We start from the raw sequence: 19,177 nt of genomic DNA, 5'->3' as shown, positions 1-19,177 counted from the left end.
GGCTATATCGTTGTGCTAATCTTAACTCATATAAAGAACGATCCTATTTGGAGAAAAAATCATTTAATAAACTATCCAGTTCCTCTACCTTTTCGGCGACTACAGTGTCCTGATCCTGGACTTTATTTTCTACCCTCAGTACTGCTGTTGCATAATGCAGCACCGCCATAGAAAGCAAATCCTGTTTATCCCTAACCGCATAATTTTCCTGGTAGTCCTTTATGCGCTCATTGATAATCTTTGCTGCCCGCCTCACAATTTCTTCCTCTTCCGTATTTACCTTTAAGGGATAGATACGGTCGGAAATAGTTATTTTTATCGAGATTTCTCCCATTTCTTAGCTTTGTTTCACTTTTTCTGTTTTCCCTACTTCTTCAGTAAGACCACGCACTTATCTATTTCACGCACAAAATCGTTAATTTTTTGCTTTATATCAAGTGTCTTTTCACTTGTACCCTCAATACTTTTCGCTAATTTCAGTACACGGAGCTTTTCTTCCAGGTCTGCGCGCTGAGTTTTAGCATTATCCAGTGCCCCTTTTACCGCTTGATTTTCCTGCTTTAATAAATCGTTTTCTTCCTGTAAGGCATTACAGAGCTCTATTACGCGAGCTGTTTTTTGCAATACGGAGTTTAATTGATCGGCAACCGAAGACATGTTATTAAAGTTTTTGTACTAATCTAAAAATTATTTAAAAGCAATAAATTATTTTCTTATTTCCGCTTTTGCTGTTTGCGCTAAGTTAGAAATAATCTTTTGCATCACCGCATCAATTTGCTTGTCGGTTAAGGTCTGCTCTTCATCTTGCAAAGTGAAGTTTAAGGCATAAGATTTCTTCCCTTCCGGCAAGCGGTCTCCAACGTATACATCGAACACCTGTACGCTCTTAATCAGCTTCTTCTCTGTTTTAAAGGCAATAGTTTTCAATTGATCAAAGGTCACATCCAGGTCTACCAACATCGATAAATCTCTCCTTACCGCAGGATATTTCGACACTTCCTTGTTCACAATTTTATTCTTTTTAATGATCTCCAAGAGCAATGCCCAGTCAAAATCTGCGTAAAACACATCTTTTTCCACATCGGCCGTTTTCTGATCAGCAGCAGTCACCGCACCAAAAGTAACCATCGCTTTATCGCCTCTGAAATACTTCAGCCCATATGCGAAGTTTTCATCATTTACCTCTTCTGATTGATAATTGGTAATGCCCAGACGTCCGATTACAGCATCTACAGCCGCTTTCAAATGGTAAAAAGTTACTGGTGATGGCTTGTGATTCCATTGCTCTGATTGATTAGCTCCAGACAATACGATCAGTAAACGCGGACGTTCAACATATTTCTCATTGATCAAATGATAAGTTTTACCGAATTCATAAAACTTAATATCAGTTGTTTTTCTGTTCAGGTTATAGGCTACACTTTCCAATGCCGGCATTAATAAACCCTGACGCATCACATTCAAATCCGAACTCAATGGGTTCAAAATATGAACTGCTTCTTCTGGTACTTTAGAATAAGCACCTTTAGTTAAGGAGTTACACCAGATCTCTAAATAGCCGTTTGCAGTTAACATATCTGCAATGACGTGCTGTGTTTGTTCTTTATTCGGCTTAGTACCGTAAGATAAAGAAGCATTAACTTTAGTTGGAATCTCAATATTATTGTAACCGTAGATTCTCAATACCTCTTCTGTTACATCGCATTCGCGGGTCACATCTACTTTATAGGTTGGCACTTTTAAAGACAAGCCTTCCGCAGTTTCTGCTGCAACTTCCATGTTCAATGAAGTAATGATGGCTTTGATCTCTTCATGAGGGATTTCTACACCGATCAGCTTATTGATGTTGTTGTAGCTCACTTCTACATCAAAAGCAGCGATTGGTGCTGGATAAATATCAGAAACAGTAGAAGAAATCTCTCCACCTGCTAATTCCTGGATCAATAAAGCCGCGCGTTTTAAAGCGTAAACGGTAATCTCAGGATCTGTACCTCGCTCAAATCTGAAAGAGGCATCAGTCTTTAAACCATGTCTTTTTGAAGTCTTACGTACCGATTTAGCATCGAAATAAGCACTTTCCAGAAAGATGTTTGTGGTTGTTTCGCTTACGCCAGAATTTTTACCGCCAAATACACCAGCGATACACATTGGTGCTTCTGCATTACAGATCATCAGATCCTCTGCTGAAAGCTTGCGTTCTACGCCATCAAGTGTTACAAAAGGAGTACCTTCTGCACATTTCTTCACGATAACTTTGCCACCAGTCAAATGATCTGCATCAAAAGCATGTAAAGGCTGCCCTAATTCATGCAATACATAATTGGTGATGTCTACTATATTATTGATCGGACGGATACCGATTACTTTTAATTTATCCTGTAACCAGTCTGGAGAAGTTTTTACCGTTACCCCAGAGATCGCAACACTGCTGTATCTCGGACAAGCTTCGGCATCTTCAACAGTTACCTGGATGGCCAGACTTTCATTTGCTGTTTTAAAAGCAGCAACATCCGGCATCGTGATTGGTAAACGTAAATATGCTGCTAGATCTCTTGCTACCCCTAAGTGGGAAGCCGCATCAGCCCGGTTAGGCGTCAATCCGATTTCATACAAATAATCATCTTCCAGGTTGAAATACACTTTCGCAGTAATCCCAACTTCAGTAGCTTCCGGAAGCACCATAATTCCATCATGGGAAACACCCAGTCCGATTTCATCTTCTGCACAGATCATTCCTTCAGAAACTTCGCCTCTGATCTTAGATTTGTTGATTTTGAAAGGCTCTCCTTCATTTGGATAAACGGTAGTTCCTACAGTAGCCACCACCACTTTCTGTCCTTCGCCAACATTTGGCGCACCGCAAACCACTTGAATATTCGTTCCTGTACCTACATCTACCGTAGTCACACGTAAACGATCGGCATTAGGATGTTGCACACAGCTGATGACGTGTCCAATCACCAATCCTTCTAAACCACCTGCAATCGGTTGTACGGTTTCCAGACTTTCTACTTCCAGCCCGATATTAGTCAGGATTAGGGAAAGTTCTTCAGGAGTTTTATCAGTTTTCAGAAATTGTGTCAGCCACTTGTATGATATCTTCATGTTATATGTTCGGTATAAAATGCAAAGATATAAAATAATGCCGTCGGTGTAAACCTCTTAGAAAGATAAACGGGCAATAATTGGTAAGTGGTCTGATGGATACCTTAAATTTTTACTATCAGATAACACGCCAAACTTTTGCACCTTAAAACCTTTGTTCACAAAGATGTAATCAATCTTATCCTTTAAAGGGCTGTCGAACTTAAAGTTATTGAAAGTTCCTTCAGGTCCGTAAGCGGGTTCCACTGAAGCTGTCTTCGCATCAATAAGGAAAGATTTAATGGTGGCAATCGCTTCTGTGTCGGGAGTTACATTCAAATCCCCTGTTAAAACCACTGGTAAGCTGGGTGCAATTTCCTGTATTTTTCTTTTAATGAGCTTGGCAGATTCTATACGTGCCTGCACACCGATATGATCATAATGCGTGTTGAACACCAAAAATTCCTTTTTATTGAGGCGATCGTATAACCTCACCCAGGAACAAACCCGGTTCAGTACTGCATCCCAGCCTTTAGAAGGCTTGTCTGGCGTTTCCGACAACCAGAAAGTACCTCCATCTTTTCTCGTAAACCTGGATTTATCATAATAAATAGCCGAAAATTCTCCTTGACGCTTTCCGTCATCACGTCCTACTCCTTCCATCGCATAGTTTGTGTTTTCCAGCAACTGATCTACCTGTAAAGGCAAGGCTTCCTGTACACATAAAATATCGGCATCATGAAACCTTACTAAAGCTTTCACCTCATCTTTACGGTTAGGCCAGGCATTTACACCATCAGAGGCTACATTTAAACGGATGTTATAGGACATCACATGGAACGGTTTTCCCGATTGTGCATAGGCTGTTGCAATCAGCAGCAGACCAGCTATACTGAGTTGGATAATTTTCTTCATGGCTGGCTAAATTAAGCCATCATCATTGAAACTAAAGAAAGATTTGTTTGTAATAATTAAGTGATCCAGTACCGGCAGGTCTAATAACTTCCCTGCGGACACTAGTTTTTTGGTGAGGTGCAGATCTTCGGGGCTGGGTTTTAGATTTCCAGAAGGGTGATTGTGCGCCAGTACTACATAAGACGCTCCATGTTCCAATGCAATCTTATAGATTATTTTTGGATCGGCTACCGTTCCTGATAAGCCACCTACGCTAATTTGTAATTTTGCCAATACTTCATTGGCCCTGTTGAGTAATAAAATCCAAAACTCCTCATGTGTTAAATCCGTCAGTACTGGAGAGAGTTCCCGGTGACAATCATGAGAACTGGTAATCTTGGGTAATATGACCGTACTTGGTTTTCGCCTGCGGCCGAGTTCCAATGCGCTGATGATCGAGATCGCCCTCGCCTCACCTATTCCACGAAACTTGCATAAATCCTGCACGCTCATCCTGCCTAAAGCATCCAGGTCCTGATTGCAGGAGGCCAAAATACGCTTGCTTAAATCTACTGCAGTCTCTTCCGCATTCCCGGAAACGATAAATATCGCAACCAGCTCCGCATCAGTCAGGTGCCTGCGCCCATGAAGGATGAGTTTCTCCCGGGGCCGGTCTGCTTCTGCCCATTGCTTAATTCCTAATCTCGTTTCATAAATACCCATAAACAAAAAAACGGGATATGCCATAAGCACATCCCGTCTATAATATTGTAAAGCTATGCTTATTTTAAGCCATTAACAAATTTAGTCAATTTAGATTTGTTGTTAGCTGCTTTATTCTTGTGAATAACGTTTTTCTTAGCCAAACGATCTAACATAGAGATTACTTTCGGTAATAACTCTTTTCCTGTTTTTTGATCTTCAGCAGCACGTAACCTTTTGATAAAGGTACGAGTAGTTTTTGCCTGATATCTGTTACGTAAACGTTTAGTTGCGTTTGCTCTAATTCTTTTTAACGAAGATTTATGATTTGCCATTTTTCAATATTATAATATTCCTTTTAAAGCTTTCAAGAATATTGGGCACAAACCCAACCGCTACCAGCCTTTTGTTTTTCCTTTTTTTCGGACTGCAAATATAGAATTAATGTTTTTAATATGCAAAATGAACTCGTAAATATTTTCAATAAATCTTAATTATTGATTTATAATACTTTAGAAAGTTCAGCTTGTTTAAAAATTTCAATTCCTGATGAAGCATCCGCTGCGAGCATACCAAACACCATAAGGTGATTTTGCATACTGCGACAAAGGTAATAGAAAAAACGACATTAATCGAAATTATCAGAAAACCCGGAAATGAAGCGCGGATGTGCCCGGGAAGAGACCTGCATTTTTATAGTCTCTGGAAGGGGTTGCTATAGGGTTCGGATAGGGTTTGGATAGCAGATACTATAGCAACCCTATACCAACCCTATCCGAACCCTATAGCAACCCCTTCCGAACCCTATGGTAAGTCCGATCTCTTCCCGAACACTTCCCCTCCACTTTCTCGTCTTTTTTTTCGGTAAAAAAAACAAATCCGCACTCCACTCCGCTCCAGAAAGACAAAAAGCAATAAAAAGCTTCCAGTAAAGCCTTAAAATACTATTTTTGAAAAATATTATCCGCCTTTTAAACAGGCAGGGCCAGCTTGATTTCTATTAAACAAAATGCACCTATGAAAAAACGCATCGCTATATTCGCTTCAGGCTCGGGTTCTAATGCCCAGAAATTAATGGAGCATTTCAAACACCACCCGGAAGCAGAAATCGCATTGGTACTGACCAACAATCCTGATGCTTACGTCTTACAGCGTGCAGATAATTTCGAAATCCCTTCTCATATCTTTGACAGGAACGAATTTTACCATACTGAAAAGATCATTGGCTTACTGAAAAATCTGGAGATCGATTTAATTGTATTGGCTGGATTCTTATGGCTGATTCCCAAAAACCTGATCCAGGAATACCCAGGACGCATTGTCAACATTCACCCTGCCATCCTGCCTAAATTCGGCGGAAAAGGCATGTATGGTGACCACGTACACCATGCAGTGATAGCAGCAAAAGAACCAGAAGGTGGTATTACCATTCATTATGTAGACGAGAACTACGATGAAGGAGAATATATTTACCAGGCGAAATACAAAATCGAGAAAGATGACAACCTGGAAATGATCAAATTTAAAGGGCAGCAGCTGGAACACAACCACTATCCCCGCATCGTAGAATCAATCATCAAAAAGATCAAAAAATAGCAGCAGATTCGGCAGGTTTTCTTTCTAAACAGCAGGTAAAAAAGAGCCAGATGATTAGAAAGATAATCTTCCTTTAATATACTGCAAATAAGCATTTGACATTAAAAGAAAAATGGGTACTTTTGCGGCTCAAAATTTTTCTCTAATGAGTCAATCGATAAAGATCAAAAACGCTTTAATTTCAGTTTATTACAAGGATGGTTTAGAACCTTTAGTTCGCCTGTTAGCTAAACAGGGTGTGCAGTTATTTTCAACTGGTGGTACCGAACAATTTATTAAAGACCTAAATCTGCCGGTTACAGCAGTGGAAGACCTTACAGGTTATCCTTCTATTTTAGGAGGCAGGGTAAAGACATTACACCCTAAAGTTTTCGGTGGTATCTTAAACAGAAGAGGCCTGGCTTCAGATCAGGAGCAGATCAATGAATATGAGATCCCTGAAATCGACCTGGTTATTGTAGATTTATACCCATTCGAAGAAACTTTAAAAGCTGGTGGTTCTGAAGAAGAAATCATTGAGAAAATCGACATCGGCGGTATCTCTCTGATCAGAGCAGCTGCTAAAAATTTCAATGACGTAGTGATCCTTGCTTCAAAAGACGACTACGCGACCTTACAACATCAATTAGAAGAACAAGAAGGAACAACAACTATCGCTCAGCGTAAAGCTTATGCGAAAAAAGCTTTCCATACTTCTTCTCACTATGATACGGCCATCTTCAACTATTTCAATACGGAAGAGCCACTAAATGTATTCAAACAAAGCATCAATACTGCTCAGGTACTGAGATACGGCGAAAACCCTCATCAGCAAGGTGTATTCTATGGTGATTTAAACGCTATGTTCACTAAACTGAATGGTAAAGAGCTTTCTTATAACAACCTGGTTGACGTAGATGCTGCTGTTGCTTTAATTGATGAATTCGAAGAGCCAACATTTGCCATCTTAAAACATACCAATGCTTGTGGTGTAGCTTCAAAAGCAACCATTAAAGAAGCATGGGATACCGCATTGGCTTGCGATCCGGTAAGTGCTTTCGGTGGTGTATTAATTGCCAACCGCGAAATCGACCTGGCCACAGCTGAAGAAATCAACAAATTATTCTTCGAAGTATTGATCGCCCCTGCTTATCAGCCGGAAGCTGTTGAACTTTTCCGCGCGAAAAAGAACAGAGTGATCTTACAGAGAAATGAAGTAGAATTGAGCAAAAAACAATTCAAAACTTTATTGAATGGTGTAATTGAACAAGATAAAGATCTGATCATCGAAAACGCAGATCAAATGACTACAGTTACGGAGAAAGCACCTACTGCTGAAGAACTTAAGGATCTTTTCTTTGCGAATAAAATCGTTAAACATACCAAATCTAATACCATTGTATTTGTAAAAAACAACCAGTTGCTATCGAGTGGTGTAGGTCAGACGTCAAGAGTAGACGCTTTGAAACAGGCCATCGTAAAAGCAAATGCATTCAACTTCCCATTGGAAGGTTCAGTAATGGCATCTGATGCATTCTTCCCTTTCCCTGATTGTGTAGAAATCGCAGCTGAAGCAGGCATTACTGCCGTTTTACAACCAGGTGGTTCAATTAAAGATGCCGACTCGATCAATATGGCGAATGAGAAAGGCATCGCAATGGTTACCACAGGTATTAGACATTTTAAACACTAATTTATTTAACTGCGAATACAATAAAAAGACGTAGTTTTACATTACTATAGTATACAGAATTTTTAATACTTAAATTATCACCTAATAAATGGGTTTATTTAATTGGTTTACACAAGAGGTTGCTATCGATTTAGGAACGGCTAACACTCTAATCATACATAATGACAAGGTAGTAGTGGATGAGCCATCCATTGTTGCTTTCGACAGACAAACAAATAAAATCATCGCTATTGGCCGTCAGGCCATGCAAATGGAGGGAAAAACGCACGATAACATCCGTACGGTAAGACCACTAAAAGATGGCGTTATTGCCGATTTCAATGCTGCAGAAGCGATGATCAAAGGAATGATCCGTATGCTGAATGGTGGTAAAGGATGGATGTTCCCTTCCTTAAGAATGGTCATTTGTATCCCTTCCGGTATCACTGAGGTAGAGAAACGTGCAGTAAGAGATTCAGCGGAAATCGCAGGCGCAAAAGAAGTTTACCTGATTCATGAGCCTATGGCAGCTGCTGTAGGGATCGGAATTGACGTAGAAGAGCCGATGGGTAACATGATCATTGATATAGGTGGTGGTACGACTGAGATCGCGGTAATCGCGTTATCAGGTATCGTATGTGACCAGTCGATCCGCGTTGCCGGAGATAACTTTGATTCTGACATTGTGAACTATATCCGTCGTCAGCACAACATTATGATCGGAGATCGTACTGCGGAGAAAATCAAGATTGAAGTAGGTGCGGCATTGCCGGAATTAACTGATCCACCTGCAGACTTCGCAGTTCAAGGTAGAGATTTAATGACAGGTGTTCCGAAGCAAATCACCGTTTCTTACACTGAAATCGCCCATTGCCTGGACAAATCTATTTCAAAAATTGAAGAAGCAATTCTTAAAGCATTAGAGATTACTCCTCCGGAGCTTTCTGCAGATATTTATCAGACTGGTATTTACCTGACAGGTGGTGGTGCCCTATTACGCGGTTTAGACAAACGTGTAGCGGCAAAAACCAAACTTCCAGTACACGTTGCCGAAGATCCACTTCGTGCAGTAGTACGTGGAACAGGTATCGCCCTGAAAAATATTGGTGGTTATAAATTCTTAATGCAATAAAAGTAGCCTGAGTTTAAGTTTTAAGTCTTTCCTGGCTGATCAGGCCATTTGGCGAGCTTAAAGCTTAAACTCAGTTTACAAAAACTAAAACCCCGAATCGAAAAGTATGCGTAACCTTTGGATTTTTATAAACAGATACAACGCATTTTTCTTTTTTATCATTTTCTTCACTATCGGAATTTATCTGACAGTAAGCAATAACTCCTATCAGCGTAGTGTAACCGTTAACTCCACCAATGAAGTAGTCGGTACCGCTTATAAAAACCTGAATGTATTAAAAAAATACATCAATTTAGGGGATGTAAATGATAGCTTGGCAGCAGAAAATGCGAAGCTAAAAACAGAACTTCTTGCACTCAACAGTATCGACAGTGCGAAAAATGTAGTCGTTAAAGACACGCTCAACAAAACTCAATACACTTATCTCTCAGCAAGGGTTATCAAGAATTCGATTACGCTCAGGAATAACATCATCACCATCAACCGCGGTACTGCCGATGGTATTGAAAGTGGTATGGCAGTCATTTCTCAGGGAAAAGGTGTAGTGGGCTATATCAGAGATGTTTCAGAACACCTGGCCACCATTGAGTCTTTACTGCATAAAGACACCAAAGTGAGTGTCACCTTAAAGAAAAACAATGCCATGGGTACCCTAGTCTGGGGAACTAAGAATTTTGACTATAGAAAAGCGTATATCAAAGATGTACCAAATCACTACAAAATTGCCTTAAAAGACACCGTAGTGACCTCCAGTTATTCCCACTTCCCTCCAGGTATCCTTGTGGGCAGAGTGAGCAATACCGGCATCTCCACAGGGGATAATTTCATGACGATCGAAATCGATCTTTTCAATGATTTTAGTACCTTACAATATGTTTATGTCATTAAAGACAAATTAGCACAGGAACAGAAAGCTTTAGAATCAAAATTGCCAAATGAACAGTAAAATAATATTGGTAAACATCTTCAGATGGTTCTTACTACTTTTTATTCAGATCCTACTCCTTAGAAACCTGAGCTTTTACAGCCTGGCCACTCCCTTTGTTTATATTCTTTTTTTACTGTTACTGCCCTTTAAAACGCCAAACCTCCTGTTATACCTGATCGCTTTTGCAACCGGTTTAACCATGGATGCTTTTTATGATACTTTGGGCGTACATACCACTGCCTGTGTGACCCTGGTATTTGTCAGGATCTCCTTTATCGCATTGACTGTAAACAAAGACAATTTTGACGAACCGGAGCCTACGCTCGGAAATATGGGTTTCAAATGGTTCAGCATTTATGCGACCCTTTGTACTTTTGCCCATCACCTGGTGCTCTTTTTCCTGGAAACATTCCGCTTAACAGAATTCTCTTACACCCTATTGAGGTGTCTTTTGAGTGGTGTATTTACGTTATTTTTAATTATACTTATAGAATTCATGTTCTATAACAGGAAGGCACGCTAATGGACAATCTATTTAACCGTAAATATATTATTCAAGGCTTATTTATATTGGTCGCCTTAATCCTGGTCGGTACCCTGTTTTACATCCAGGTGGCCAGCGACAAGTACTTCCTTTCTGCCGAAAGTAATGTATTGCGTAAGATCTATACCTTCCCTGCCAGAGGGGTAATCCTCGATAGAAATGAAAAGGTGCTGGTTCAGAATGAACCGGTATATGACCTAATGGTGATCCCAAATCAGGTGAAAGAATTTGATACGCTATCGCTGATCAACATCATTGGCATTGACATGAAACGCTTTAAGAAGAGTTTCAATAGAGCGAGCGTCCAATCCAGGTATCAGCCTAGTATTTTTGAAAAACAACTTTCTGTACAAGTCTATGCTGCTTTATCCGAGCAGCTTGCTCGTTTTCCAGGCTTCTTCGTACAGAGCAGAACGGTTAGGTATTATCCGGATAGTCTCGCAGGCCATTTCTTTGGCTATGTAAAGGAGGTGTCCAAGAAAGACATTGAAATGAGCGATGGCTATTACCGTCCCGGTGATTATATTGGAAAAGCAGGCGTAGAAAAACAATATAACGATGTACTCCGTGGTGAAAAGGGCATCATCAATATGCTTTATGATGCCCGAAATGTACCGAAAGGAAGTTATGCCGAAGGAAAATTTGATACCCTTGCCAGATCTGGAGAAAAAGTGATTTCTTCCCTGGATTTTCGCATTCAGAAGCTTGGAGAAGAGCTAATGAAAAATAAAGTGGGCAGTATAGTAGCCATTGAGCCTGCAACAGGAGAAATTCTAGCCTTTGTCAGCAGCCCAGGTTACGATCCCAACCTCATGGTAGGTCGTCAGCAGGGTAACAACTACATGGACCTGATCAATCAGGAGAAAAATCCAAACCGCGTATTTACGGTACGTCCAATCCAGGGGTATTATTCCCCAGGATCCTCGTTTAAGCCGCTCGATGCGCTTTTAGGCTTACAGGAAGGTGTCATAGATCCAAATACCACATTTAACTGTCCGGGTTATTACATGGCCGGAAACCATAAGGTGAAATGTGAACACGTAGACGGAAATATCAGTCTGCGTAAAGGTTTGGCCAGGTCTTGTAATACGTATGCCTTGTATGTGTTCCAGAAACTTATGACACAGAAGAAATTCAAAAACCAACGGATTGCCTATGATGAATGGCAGAAGCGGGTACAGAAATTTGGCCTTGGTGAAAAGCTAGGGGTAGATCTTCCTTCAGAACGTCCGGGAAACTTATATACCTCCGATCATTACAACAAAAAATACGGCAATCGCTGGGGATATACTACGGTGATTTCCCTTGGAATTGGTCAGGGTGAAATGGATGCCACACCATTACAGATGGCCAATATCATGGCCATCATTGCCAACAGAGGCTATTATGTAAAACCCCATCTGATTAAAGCCATCGGTGAGAATAAAGTCATCAAGAAAGAATATGCCCGCAAAAACTATGTGGATGTAGATGCCAGACATTTTGAGCCCGTTATCGATGGGATGCAAGATGCGGTAAATGCACCTTGGGGTACTGCCAGACAATCTGCAATTGAAAACATTGTGATGTGCGGTAAAACAGGAACGGTACAAAATCCGCGTGGAAAAAATCACTCCGTATTTATCGGCTTTGCCCCCCGCGACAATCCAAAGATTGCCATCGCAGTAGTCGTTGAAAATGCAGGTTTTGGAAGTACGTATGCTGCTCCTATTGCCAGTTACATTGCAGAGAAATATCTGAAAGATAGTCTTTCTGTGAATAAAAGGGCCGGTGCAGAATGGATGAAAAAACAAGTCATCTTACCTGTGCCGAAAAAACCGAAACTAAAAGCGAAGCCATTGCTGACCGATTCTTTGAAAAAAGATTCTACAGGAAAGTCCCTGACTCCAGCAAAGGTCTTACCTGCAACAGCAGCTGGAGCAGCAGCAAGTACAGTACCCGCTAAGGCGACGATCGTACCCGTAAAACCAGCAGGTATACCTGCAAAAACAACAAATAGTAAACCCATTTCACAAACACCATAAATGACAACACAGCAAGGCAACCGTTTCTTTTTCAATGTAGACTGGATCACCATCCTGCTTTACGTAGCCTTGTGTACCATTGGGTTTGTAAATATTTACGCTTCAATCTTTAATGGCGTGGAGTCTAATGATTTTAGCTTTGCCGCCAAATACGGGAAGCAGCTGATCTATATCATTACCGGATTGATTCTTGGATTTTCCATCTTATTACTGGATGCCAAATTCTTTAGTGTCTTCTCTCCCATTGTGTATGGGCTCACGATGCTGCTGCTCATTGCAGTACTCGTTGTAGGAAGAAAAGTAGCTGGAAACCAGGCCTGGATCCCTTTGGGAAGCTTTAGACTCCAGCCCTCTGAGCTGGCGAAATTTGGTACCGCCCTACTCCTGGCAAGGTATGTGAGCTCCTTTAACCCCAAATTCAGGGATGTAAAATCTATATTTTTCGCTGCTGTGATCGTGGGGATTCCACTGTTTTTGATCATGCTTCAACCGGATACAGGTTCAGCGTTGGTGTTTTTATCCTTCATGTTTCCATTGTACAGAGAAGGACTATCGGGCTATTTCCTATTGATCTTTTTAGGAATGATCGTGCTGTTTATCGCAGATTTCCTCGTTCCCGCAGAGATATTAATACCACTCATCCTAGCCATAGGTGGTCTGTTTATCTATCAAAACAGAAGAAAACACAAGGTCATGATCTCCTGTATCATCGTCACGGTGGTCGCAGTGGCTTACTTGTTTCTGGTAAAATTTGCCTACGAAAAGGTGTTAGAGCCTCATCAGCGCACAAGGATTGAAATCCTGTTGGGCCTTAAAACAGACCCTAAAGGAGCTGGATACAATGTAATTCAATCGAAGATTGCCATTGGTTCCGGACAATTAACCGGAAGGGGATTTTTGGAAGGTACACAAACAAAATACGGTTATGTACCTGAGCAAAGTACTGACTTCATTTTCTCCACCATTGGTGAAGAATGGGGTTTTGTGGGCTGCTTTACCGTGGTTGCACTGTATATATTTATGCTCCTTCGGATCATCAATCTTGCCGAGCGACAGCGTTCTACCTTCTCCAGGGTATACGGCTATTGCGTGGCCAGTATTCTCTTTTTCCACGTGTTCATTAACATAGGAATGACCATAGGGATCATTCCCGTAATTGGAATTCCTTTGCCTTTTATCAGCTACGGTGGTTCCTCACTGTGGAGTTTCACCGTATTGCTGTTCATCTTCTTAAAACTGGACTCTAACCGGATGGGCTTTATTTAACGGGAAAGCGCTGTTTTAACAATTCATAAAACTTCGTTACCGTTCCTGATTTCGCCGCCCAGTTGTTCTTTTCTGCATAATTATTTTGCAGGAAGGCATCCGCCGTTTTAAAATCAGCCATCTTATTTAACAAGTCGATCACCTCTGCATAAGCCAGGTTATAACCATTAAACAGGTCTTTGATGTACAACATTTTGTCGTTTAGATTGATGCCCTGCTTCAAGTCGGTTATGGTGTTTTTACTTGGATCAGTATGGGTGGTATTCGAATTTGTTCCCAGCTGACTTGCCAATCGCTCATTTAAAGACATTGGTTTGGCCGGAGCTTCGGAGTTGTCGGTTTTAGTTGGGCTTACTGGAGTATTTTGTGCTTCAGGACTGCTTTGTACTGGCGGGGTATTTTGCGCTGCAGGAGCATCTTGCGGAGCAGGAGTATTTTCCTGTACTGGAGCGGGTCTTTCTACAATTGGAACAATAGGCGCTACAAAGATCGTTTCAGAAACCATCCTTTCTGTAAAGGTATTTTCTAGGATTGGATCCGGCTGTAATTCTTCTTTAGCCACCAAAAATGGCTCAGGACCAATCTCGTCATTCTGATCAGCTGCTGCAGCCTGCTGCTTTGTTTCTTGCTGCTGTGCTTCCTGTTCTTTTAACTTTTGCTTTTCGGCAATGATACGCGCTTCGTCTTCAGTCAGCGGTCGGTCGAAAATGGCATCTACAGATTTCTCTTCGAAATCGAATTTATCGGTAGCACCAAGATCTTTAAGAATAAATTCAAAGCTTGATGGTTCTTTATCCAACTTGAAGGACTCCTTTTCAGTCGTAGATTCTGTAAACAATTCATTGGAATATGACGGCTTTTCCGCAATTACGGGAGGAACAAATGTTGGAAGTTCCGGCGCTGCAATAGGTGTTATTTCTTCTTCTTTTTGGTAATTTACACCTGCCACTGGAACTTCGGTTGCCGATTCCTGCGCGGAAATCTTAGTCGTGTTTTCCATGATTACATTTTCCGCAGGCGTATCCCAATCCTGTTGAGATTTTAATGGCTGATCCCAGGTCACCTGATTTTCAGCATTTGCAGTTTCAGAAACAGCATCCGGACTCGTATGTGCTGGGATTTCCTTTAGAATTTTAGCGGAGTTTAATTTCCTGACAATCTGAACATGATCTGATAGAAAGTTGGCATTTGCCATAAACAATTCCAGCTCTAACTCATTCAATTGCTGCTGGTTTCTCGCCAGATAGGCGTATTGATCTTGAAGCTCTTCTAAAATCAATCCTATCTTTCTAAAAATATCTTCTTGGTTCATCATAGGCTTAATAACGACAGATTTGATGTTTTATGTTGGTAACTTGCTACTCAAAAGTACTACAAAATTTCGATATTAGTGGGCTATAAAGATCACAATCATAGATGTTATTCAGCGAACAAAATTACAGAAGAGGAGAGTTTTGCGGGAGTATAGAGGTAATTTGCGGCTCTATGTTTTCAGGTAAAACAGAAGAATTATTAAGAAGATTAAAGCGTGCAACGATTGCTAAATTAAAAGTAGAAATCTTCAAACCCGCCACTGATACCCGATATGATGATCGTGACGTTGTTTCCCACGACAGGAATTCTATCCCTTCTACGCCGGTGGACAACTCTGCTGCCATTCTGTTACTAAATACGGATGTGCAGGTGGTGGGCATCGATGAAGCCCAGTTTTTTGATGAAAATCTTCCTGAAGTCTGTAATATTCTAGCGCAGCGCGGCATCCGTGTAATTGTTGCAGGTTTAGATATGGATTTTAGTGGAAAACCATTCGGTCCAATGCCAAATTTGATGGCCATTGCAGAACTGGTGACCAAAGTAAATGCGATATGCGTCCGTTGCGGCAGTCCCGCAGCCTATTCTTACCGCACCGCAGCCGATCAGTCAAAAGTCCTTCTTGGAGAGAAAGATAGTTACGAGCCAAGATGCCGGCCCTGCTTCCATGCCAGGGACTAATCTGTGTTAAATTGGCTTATCATCATATAATTCCCGACCTTTGCGGTTGGAAAGGAAAAAGATGAATATAGCCATTGACAAAAAAGACATTAAAGAAGTTTATGAGACTTCAATAGTTCAGCAAACTGCATTCTGGTCGGAAGTAAAAACCCAACAAGGCCTCCAATCTAAAGCATTCAATTTTAAAGTCGGCAATGAAGACATTTATCATGATGCTTTAACGAATACTTATACCCATGCTGATTTTCTGGTATTACTTCAGCCATTGGATAGCGAACATAGCATTGCTTACGTTCCTTATGGGCCAGAAATCGAACCCAATGAAGAATACCAGGGTAAATTCCTGGAAGAGTTGTCGGAGAACCTCCGTGCCCATCTTCCTAAAAAATGTATCCTGATCAGGTATGACCTGGCCTGGGAGTCTCATTGGGCAAAAGAAAACGACAGCTTTGATGAGTCTGGAATCTGGAATGGTCCGCCGGAAAAGAAATACCAGGAGTTTCGTTTTAATTTCAATACGACGAACTGGAACCTGAAAAAGACAAATTCAGACATCCTGCCTTCAAACACTATTTTCCTGGACCTGCAAAAAGACGAAAGCACTTTGCTGAATTCCATGAAGCCTAAAACCAGGTATAACATCAACCTTTCTCATAGAAAAGGGGTAAATGTAACCAGAGTAGGCATGGAAAACCTTCATGTATGGTACGCGTTGTATCAGGAAACTGCGATCAGAAACCGCATCCATATCAATGATATTGAGTATTTCAGAACGGTGCTTTCTGCGCGTGCAGCCGATACCGCTTCGCCGGCAGAAGTAGAGCTATTGCTGGCCGATAGCGAGGGGCAACCATTGGCAGCCATGTTTCTCGTGATTGCCGGACAAAGAGGCACCTATCTTTATGGGGCTTCCTCCTCCAGTAACCGAAATTACATGGCCACATATGCCTTACAATGGGAAGCGATGAAAATTGCTAAAAACAAAGGATGCCTGGAATACGATTTCTTTGGGGTAGCTCCGCAGCCAGATCCTGCCCATCCCTTATATGGTCTTTATAAGTTTAAAACAGGGTTTGGAGGAGAGTTATACCATAGAATGGGCTGCTGGGATTATCCGCTGGATACAGAGCAATATCACCGTTTTATTGCTGCAGAAATGCAAAGTCAGGGTTATCACCTTTAAAAATAAAAGAGATTTGCATAAAAGTTGATCGCTTCAACAAAAACGCCCTTTGAAGATTCAGAGGGCGTTTTTTGTAGGCGGCATGGGCTCAGTTCAGCACAGTCTGACCTACCATTATTGAAGTTCCCAGATGCAGGTATCTGCTAGCGTTCCACCAGCGGACTTCCCCTTTACCAGAATCTCATTTTTCCCTTTATTCAGCTTCACATTTTCCCAGATCATCGTGTTCATCGCATTCTTTTTCTTTTTACCCAGGCTTTTCCCATTGATCCAAAGCTCTGCATATGGTAAATTGCTAAAGATTTTCACTGGCGTGACTGCTTTGGTACGCATCGTATTTCTTCTGGAAGTAAGGTATACCATCGGCTCCGGGTTCCAGTTTGCTTTATAAAAATAGAAAGCATCCTTTTTAATCTTGCGATCGTAAGTCACCAGCCCTTTATCATTAATGCCATTGTTGTCGCCTTCCGTTCGGATTGCGGAACCAAAATCTGCCAGTACCCAGATAAATTTACCCCAGATATAAGGACGTTTCTTCAGTTCTTCCCAATGTTTTTCATGGAATGCGGTTTGCCATTCTTCCGGATGAAAGCGCCCTTTTGCTTCCGGAGCAGCTAATTCTTCGATGTGTTTGAAGGGACTCGCCCCTGCACCATATTCTGAGATAGAAATTGGTTTAGCAGGCAAGGCTTTATGCGTTTGATCTGCCCATTTGGCCACCTGATCAAAGCTGCCGCCATACCAGCCAAAATACTGATTCCAACCCATCAGGTCTGTCAGGTCAGTGAAATTAGCCGGCCCCAGGTTAGAAGCCAATGTGGTCAATCTTCCCGGGTCTTCAGCTTTCGCCAATTCATTCAGTTCTTTAATAAAAGGCTGTGGATCATCATAATTGAGTTTTAGCTCATTGAATAAGCCCCAAAAACATACTGAAGGGTGGTTGTAATTCTGACGGATCAGTTCTTTCAGCATCTTCTTTGTGTTTTCTTCCAGCTGCAGATCTTTCACATAGCCAGTTCCAGTGTACCCTCCTGGGCCTACAAATGGAATCTCCGACCACAATACCATGCCATTCTGATCACATAAATCGTAGAAATGCTTGCTATGCGGATAATGGGTCAGCCTGGCAGCTGTTGCTCCCATTTCTTTCATCAGCTCCATATCCTGATCATGATCTGCATCGGTTAAGGCAGAACCTTTCCCGGACCAGTCTTCATGTCTTCCTGCACCATATAAATCTAGGTATTTCCCATTCAGGAAAAAACCTTTATCTGGGTCTACGTGGTAATAACGGAAACCCAGAGGCTGAGAGACATGATCGATGACTTTTCCATCCTGAAGCAAATCTACGGCTACCCTGTACAAATAAGGATCGGCTTTACCATTCCACAAATGTGGATTTAGGATGTGCATTTGTGTCTTAAATTGAGTGGCTGTTCCAGTACCTTCTCCCTCGTTTACTGGATGAGTGATGGAACGTATTTCCTTTCCAGCCTGATCGAAAAGGGTCGTTTTAAGGCTCAGATTTTTAGCATCGGACAAAGATAATTTTGTCAGGATTTCCAGATCAGCGGATTTTTCAGAAACGGCCTTCTGCGTCAGGTACAGGCCTGAAGAACCATAGTCCAGCGGACTGATACAGTTTTTTTCTGTGACAATCAGAGAAACCGGACGGTGCAGGCCACCATAAATATTGAAATCGCCATGTAATGGAATCACATCCAAACGGTAAGCATTGCTCACCTGAACCGCGATCGAATTATGACCGGTCTTCACATAGTCGGTGATTTCTACCGCAAATCCGGTATAACCACCTTTATGTTCCGCAACTGCTTTGTTGTTTACAAATACTGTGGCCACACTATTCGCACCTTCGAAATAAAGGAATAGTCTTTTAGCACCCCATTCGTTTGGAACATTCAGACTGTTCTCATAAATCGCCGAACTGCGTTTGTATTCCGCCAGTCCTTCCAATACCTCATTGGCATTCCAGGTATGTGGCAGATTGACAGTTTCTTTTTTGATGCCTTGTTCAAAGTTGTATGCAAAATAAAATTGCCAGTTGGCATTAAACGGAATGGTTTCCCTCCCATTGAATACACTAGAAACAGGTTTTGCTGTTGTCACAGCCAGTTGAAATAGAAAGAAAAGGATCGTGGCAATAATTTTTTGTCGATGCAT

Annotated in this window: 17 protein-coding genes; 9 read left to right on the top strand and 8 right to left on the bottom strand. The window is 41.5% G+C overall.

Going from position 1 to position 19,177, the window contains the following annotated elements; translation table 11 throughout:
* Positions 1-43 precede the first annotated feature (43 nt).
* From K7X70_RS13895 to rpsT, 6 genes are read right to left on the bottom strand one after another with little or no spacing between them, the layout of a single operon-like run.
* A complete protein-coding gene (locus tag K7X70_RS13895) occupies positions 44-334 on the bottom strand; it encodes a cell division protein ZapA (protein WP_062550307.1) in 291 nt (96 codons plus the stop codon).
* Positions 335-366: 32 nt separating this feature from the next.
* A complete protein-coding gene (locus tag K7X70_RS13890; RefSeq protein WP_187667317.1) occupies positions 367-657 on the bottom strand; it encodes a hypothetical protein in 291 nt (96 codons plus the stop codon).
* A gap of 48 nt (positions 658-705) precedes the next feature.
* Positions 706-3,105 (bottom strand): phenylalanine--tRNA ligase subunit beta, encoded by a 2,400-nt coding sequence (pheT, locus tag K7X70_RS13885; RefSeq protein ID WP_222537615.1) that lies wholly within the window; start codon positions 3,103-3,105, stop codon positions 706-708.
* 57 nt (positions 3,106-3,162) lie between these two features.
* On the bottom strand, positions 3,163-3,999 hold the full coding sequence (locus tag K7X70_RS13880; protein ID WP_222537614.1) for an endonuclease/exonuclease/phosphatase family protein: 837 nt from the start codon (positions 3,997-3,999) through the stop codon (positions 3,163-3,165).
* Positions 4,000-4,005: 6 nt separating this feature from the next.
* Positions 4,006-4,725, bottom strand: a complete 720-nt coding sequence (gene radC, locus K7X70_RS13875) for a RadC family protein (RefSeq protein ID WP_255607187.1) — start codon at positions 4,723-4,725, stop codon at positions 4,006-4,008.
* A 35-nt stretch (positions 4,726-4,760) separates the two neighbouring features.
* Positions 4,761-5,015 carry a 30S ribosomal protein S20 gene (rpsT, locus tag K7X70_RS13870; RefSeq protein ID WP_062550312.1) on the bottom strand — a complete coding sequence of 85 codons (255 nt, stop codon included), beginning with the start codon at positions 5,013-5,015 and terminating at the stop codon, positions 4,761-4,763.
* Positions 5,016-5,697: 682 nt separating this feature from the next.
* On the opposite strand from rpsT, the gene purN reads away from it, so the two are divergent.
* The 7 genes from purN (at position 5,698) to rodA (ending at position 13,821) form a co-directional block, all read left to right on the top strand.
* A complete protein-coding gene (gene purN, locus K7X70_RS13865) occupies positions 5,698-6,276 on the top strand; it encodes a phosphoribosylglycinamide formyltransferase (protein ID WP_222537613.1) in 579 nt (192 codons plus the stop codon).
* 145 nt (positions 6,277-6,421) lie between these two features.
* On the top strand, positions 6,422-7,948 hold the full coding sequence (gene purH, locus K7X70_RS13860) for a bifunctional phosphoribosylaminoimidazolecarboxamide formyltransferase/IMP cyclohydrolase (protein ID WP_222537612.1): 1,527 nt from the start codon (positions 6,422-6,424) through the stop codon (positions 7,946-7,948).
* 88 nt (positions 7,949-8,036) lie between these two features.
* Positions 8,037-9,059 carry a rod shape-determining protein gene (locus K7X70_RS13855; protein WP_008246482.1) on the top strand — a complete coding sequence of 341 codons (1,023 nt, stop codon included), beginning with the start codon at positions 8,037-8,039 and terminating at the stop codon, positions 9,057-9,059.
* 106 nt (positions 9,060-9,165) lie between these two features.
* Complete coding sequence (gene mreC / locus K7X70_RS13850; protein ID WP_222537611.1) at positions 9,166-10,005, top strand: rod shape-determining protein MreC; 840 nt, start codon at positions 9,166-9,168, stop codon at positions 10,003-10,005.
* On the top strand, positions 9,995-10,510 hold the full coding sequence (locus tag K7X70_RS13845) for a hypothetical protein (RefSeq protein ID WP_062550315.1): 516 nt from the start codon (positions 9,995-9,997) through the stop codon (positions 10,508-10,510). The genes mreC and K7X70_RS13845 overlap by 11 nt, the downstream gene beginning before the upstream one ends.
* Entirely contained in the window at positions 10,510-12,555 is a 2,046-nt protein-coding gene (gene mrdA, locus K7X70_RS13840; protein WP_222537610.1) for a penicillin-binding protein 2, read from the top strand. The genes K7X70_RS13845 and mrdA overlap by 1 nt, the downstream gene beginning before the upstream one ends.
* Positions 12,556-13,821: a rod shape-determining protein RodA gene (gene rodA, locus K7X70_RS13835; protein ID WP_222537609.1), complete on the top strand. Its 1,266-nt coding sequence runs from the start codon at positions 12,556-12,558 to the stop codon at positions 13,819-13,821. It abuts the gene before it with no gap.
* On the opposite strand, the gene K7X70_RS13830 is transcribed toward rodA, so the two are convergent.
* Positions 13,814-15,136 carry a DUF8457 domain-containing protein gene (locus K7X70_RS13830; protein WP_222537608.1) on the bottom strand — a complete coding sequence of 441 codons (1,323 nt, stop codon included), beginning with the start codon at positions 15,134-15,136 and terminating at the stop codon, positions 13,814-13,816. The genes rodA and K7X70_RS13830 overlap by 8 nt on opposite strands.
* Positions 15,137-15,237: 101 nt before the next feature.
* Between K7X70_RS13830 and K7X70_RS13825 the strand changes: the two genes are divergently transcribed.
* A complete protein-coding gene (locus tag K7X70_RS13825) occupies positions 15,238-15,813 on the top strand; it encodes a thymidine kinase (protein WP_222537607.1) in 576 nt (191 codons plus the stop codon).
* A 61-nt stretch (positions 15,814-15,874) separates the two neighbouring features.
* The gene (locus K7X70_RS13820) at positions 15,875-16,996 is read left to right on the top strand and encodes a lipid II:glycine glycyltransferase FemX (RefSeq protein WP_222537606.1); all 1,122 of its coding nucleotides are present in this window, start codon (positions 15,875-15,877) and stop codon (positions 16,994-16,996) included.
* 114 nt (positions 16,997-17,110) lie between these two features.
* Here K7X70_RS13820 and K7X70_RS13815 read toward each other — a convergent pair whose 3' ends face one another.
* The gene (locus tag K7X70_RS13815) at positions 17,111-19,177 is read right to left on the bottom strand and encodes a glycoside hydrolase family 2 protein (protein WP_222537605.1); all 2,067 of its coding nucleotides are present in this window, start codon (positions 19,175-19,177) and stop codon (positions 17,111-17,113) included.

Source organism: Pedobacter polysacchareus, from assembly GCF_019802255.1.
In the GTDB taxonomy this organism is placed as follows: domain Bacteria; phylum Bacteroidota; class Bacteroidia; order Sphingobacteriales; family Sphingobacteriaceae; genus Pedobacter; species Pedobacter polysacchareus.
This window is presented reverse-complemented; position numbering and strand designations above follow the sequence as displayed.

Coding starts and splice junctions, on each gene's coding strand:
- rodA (WP_222537609.1), top strand. CDS start 12,556: ATGACAACACAGCAAGGCAACCGTTTCTTTTTCAATGTAGACTGGATC.
- K7X70_RS13825 (WP_222537607.1), top strand. CDS start 15,238: ATGTTATTCAGCGAACAAAATTACAGAAGAGGAGAGTTTTGCGGGAGT.
- K7X70_RS13880 (WP_222537614.1), bottom strand. CDS start 3,999: ATGAAGAAAATTATCCAACTCAGTATAGCTGGTCTGCTGCTGATTGCA.
- purH (WP_222537612.1), top strand. CDS start 6,422: ATGAGTCAATCGATAAAGATCAAAAACGCTTTAATTTCAGTTTATTAC.
- K7X70_RS13815 (WP_222537605.1), bottom strand. CDS start 19,177: ATGCATCGACAAAAAATTATTGCCACGATCCTTTTCTTTCTATTTCAA.
- K7X70_RS13890 (WP_187667317.1), bottom strand. CDS start 657: ATGTCTTCGGTTGCCGATCAATTAAACTCCGTATTGCAAAAAACAGCT.
- K7X70_RS13830 (WP_222537608.1), bottom strand. CDS start 15,136: ATGATGAACCAAGAAGATATTTTTAGAAAGATAGGATTGATTTTAGAA.
- mrdA (WP_222537610.1), top strand. CDS start 10,510: ATGGACAATCTATTTAACCGTAAATATATTATTCAAGGCTTATTTATA.
- purN (WP_222537613.1), top strand. CDS start 5,698: ATGAAAAAACGCATCGCTATATTCGCTTCAGGCTCGGGTTCTAATGCC.
- K7X70_RS13895 (WP_062550307.1), bottom strand. CDS start 334: ATGGGAGAAATCTCGATAAAAATAACTATTTCCGACCGTATCTATCCC.
- K7X70_RS13855 (WP_008246482.1), top strand. CDS start 8,037: ATGGGTTTATTTAATTGGTTTACACAAGAGGTTGCTATCGATTTAGGA.
- mreC (WP_222537611.1), top strand. CDS start 9,166: ATGCGTAACCTTTGGATTTTTATAAACAGATACAACGCATTTTTCTTT.
- K7X70_RS13845 (WP_062550315.1), top strand. CDS start 9,995: ATGAACAGTAAAATAATATTGGTAAACATCTTCAGATGGTTCTTACTA.
- rpsT (WP_062550312.1), bottom strand. CDS start 5,015: ATGGCAAATCATAAATCTTCGTTAAAAAGAATTAGAGCAAACGCAACT.
- radC (WP_255607187.1), bottom strand. CDS start 4,725: ATGGCATATCCCGTTTTTTTGTTTATGGGTATTTATGAAACGAGATTA.
- pheT (WP_222537615.1), bottom strand. CDS start 3,105: ATGAAGATATCATACAAGTGGCTGACACAATTTCTGAAAACTGATAAA.
- K7X70_RS13820 (WP_222537606.1), top strand. CDS start 15,875: ATGAATATAGCCATTGACAAAAAAGACATTAAAGAAGTTTATGAGACT.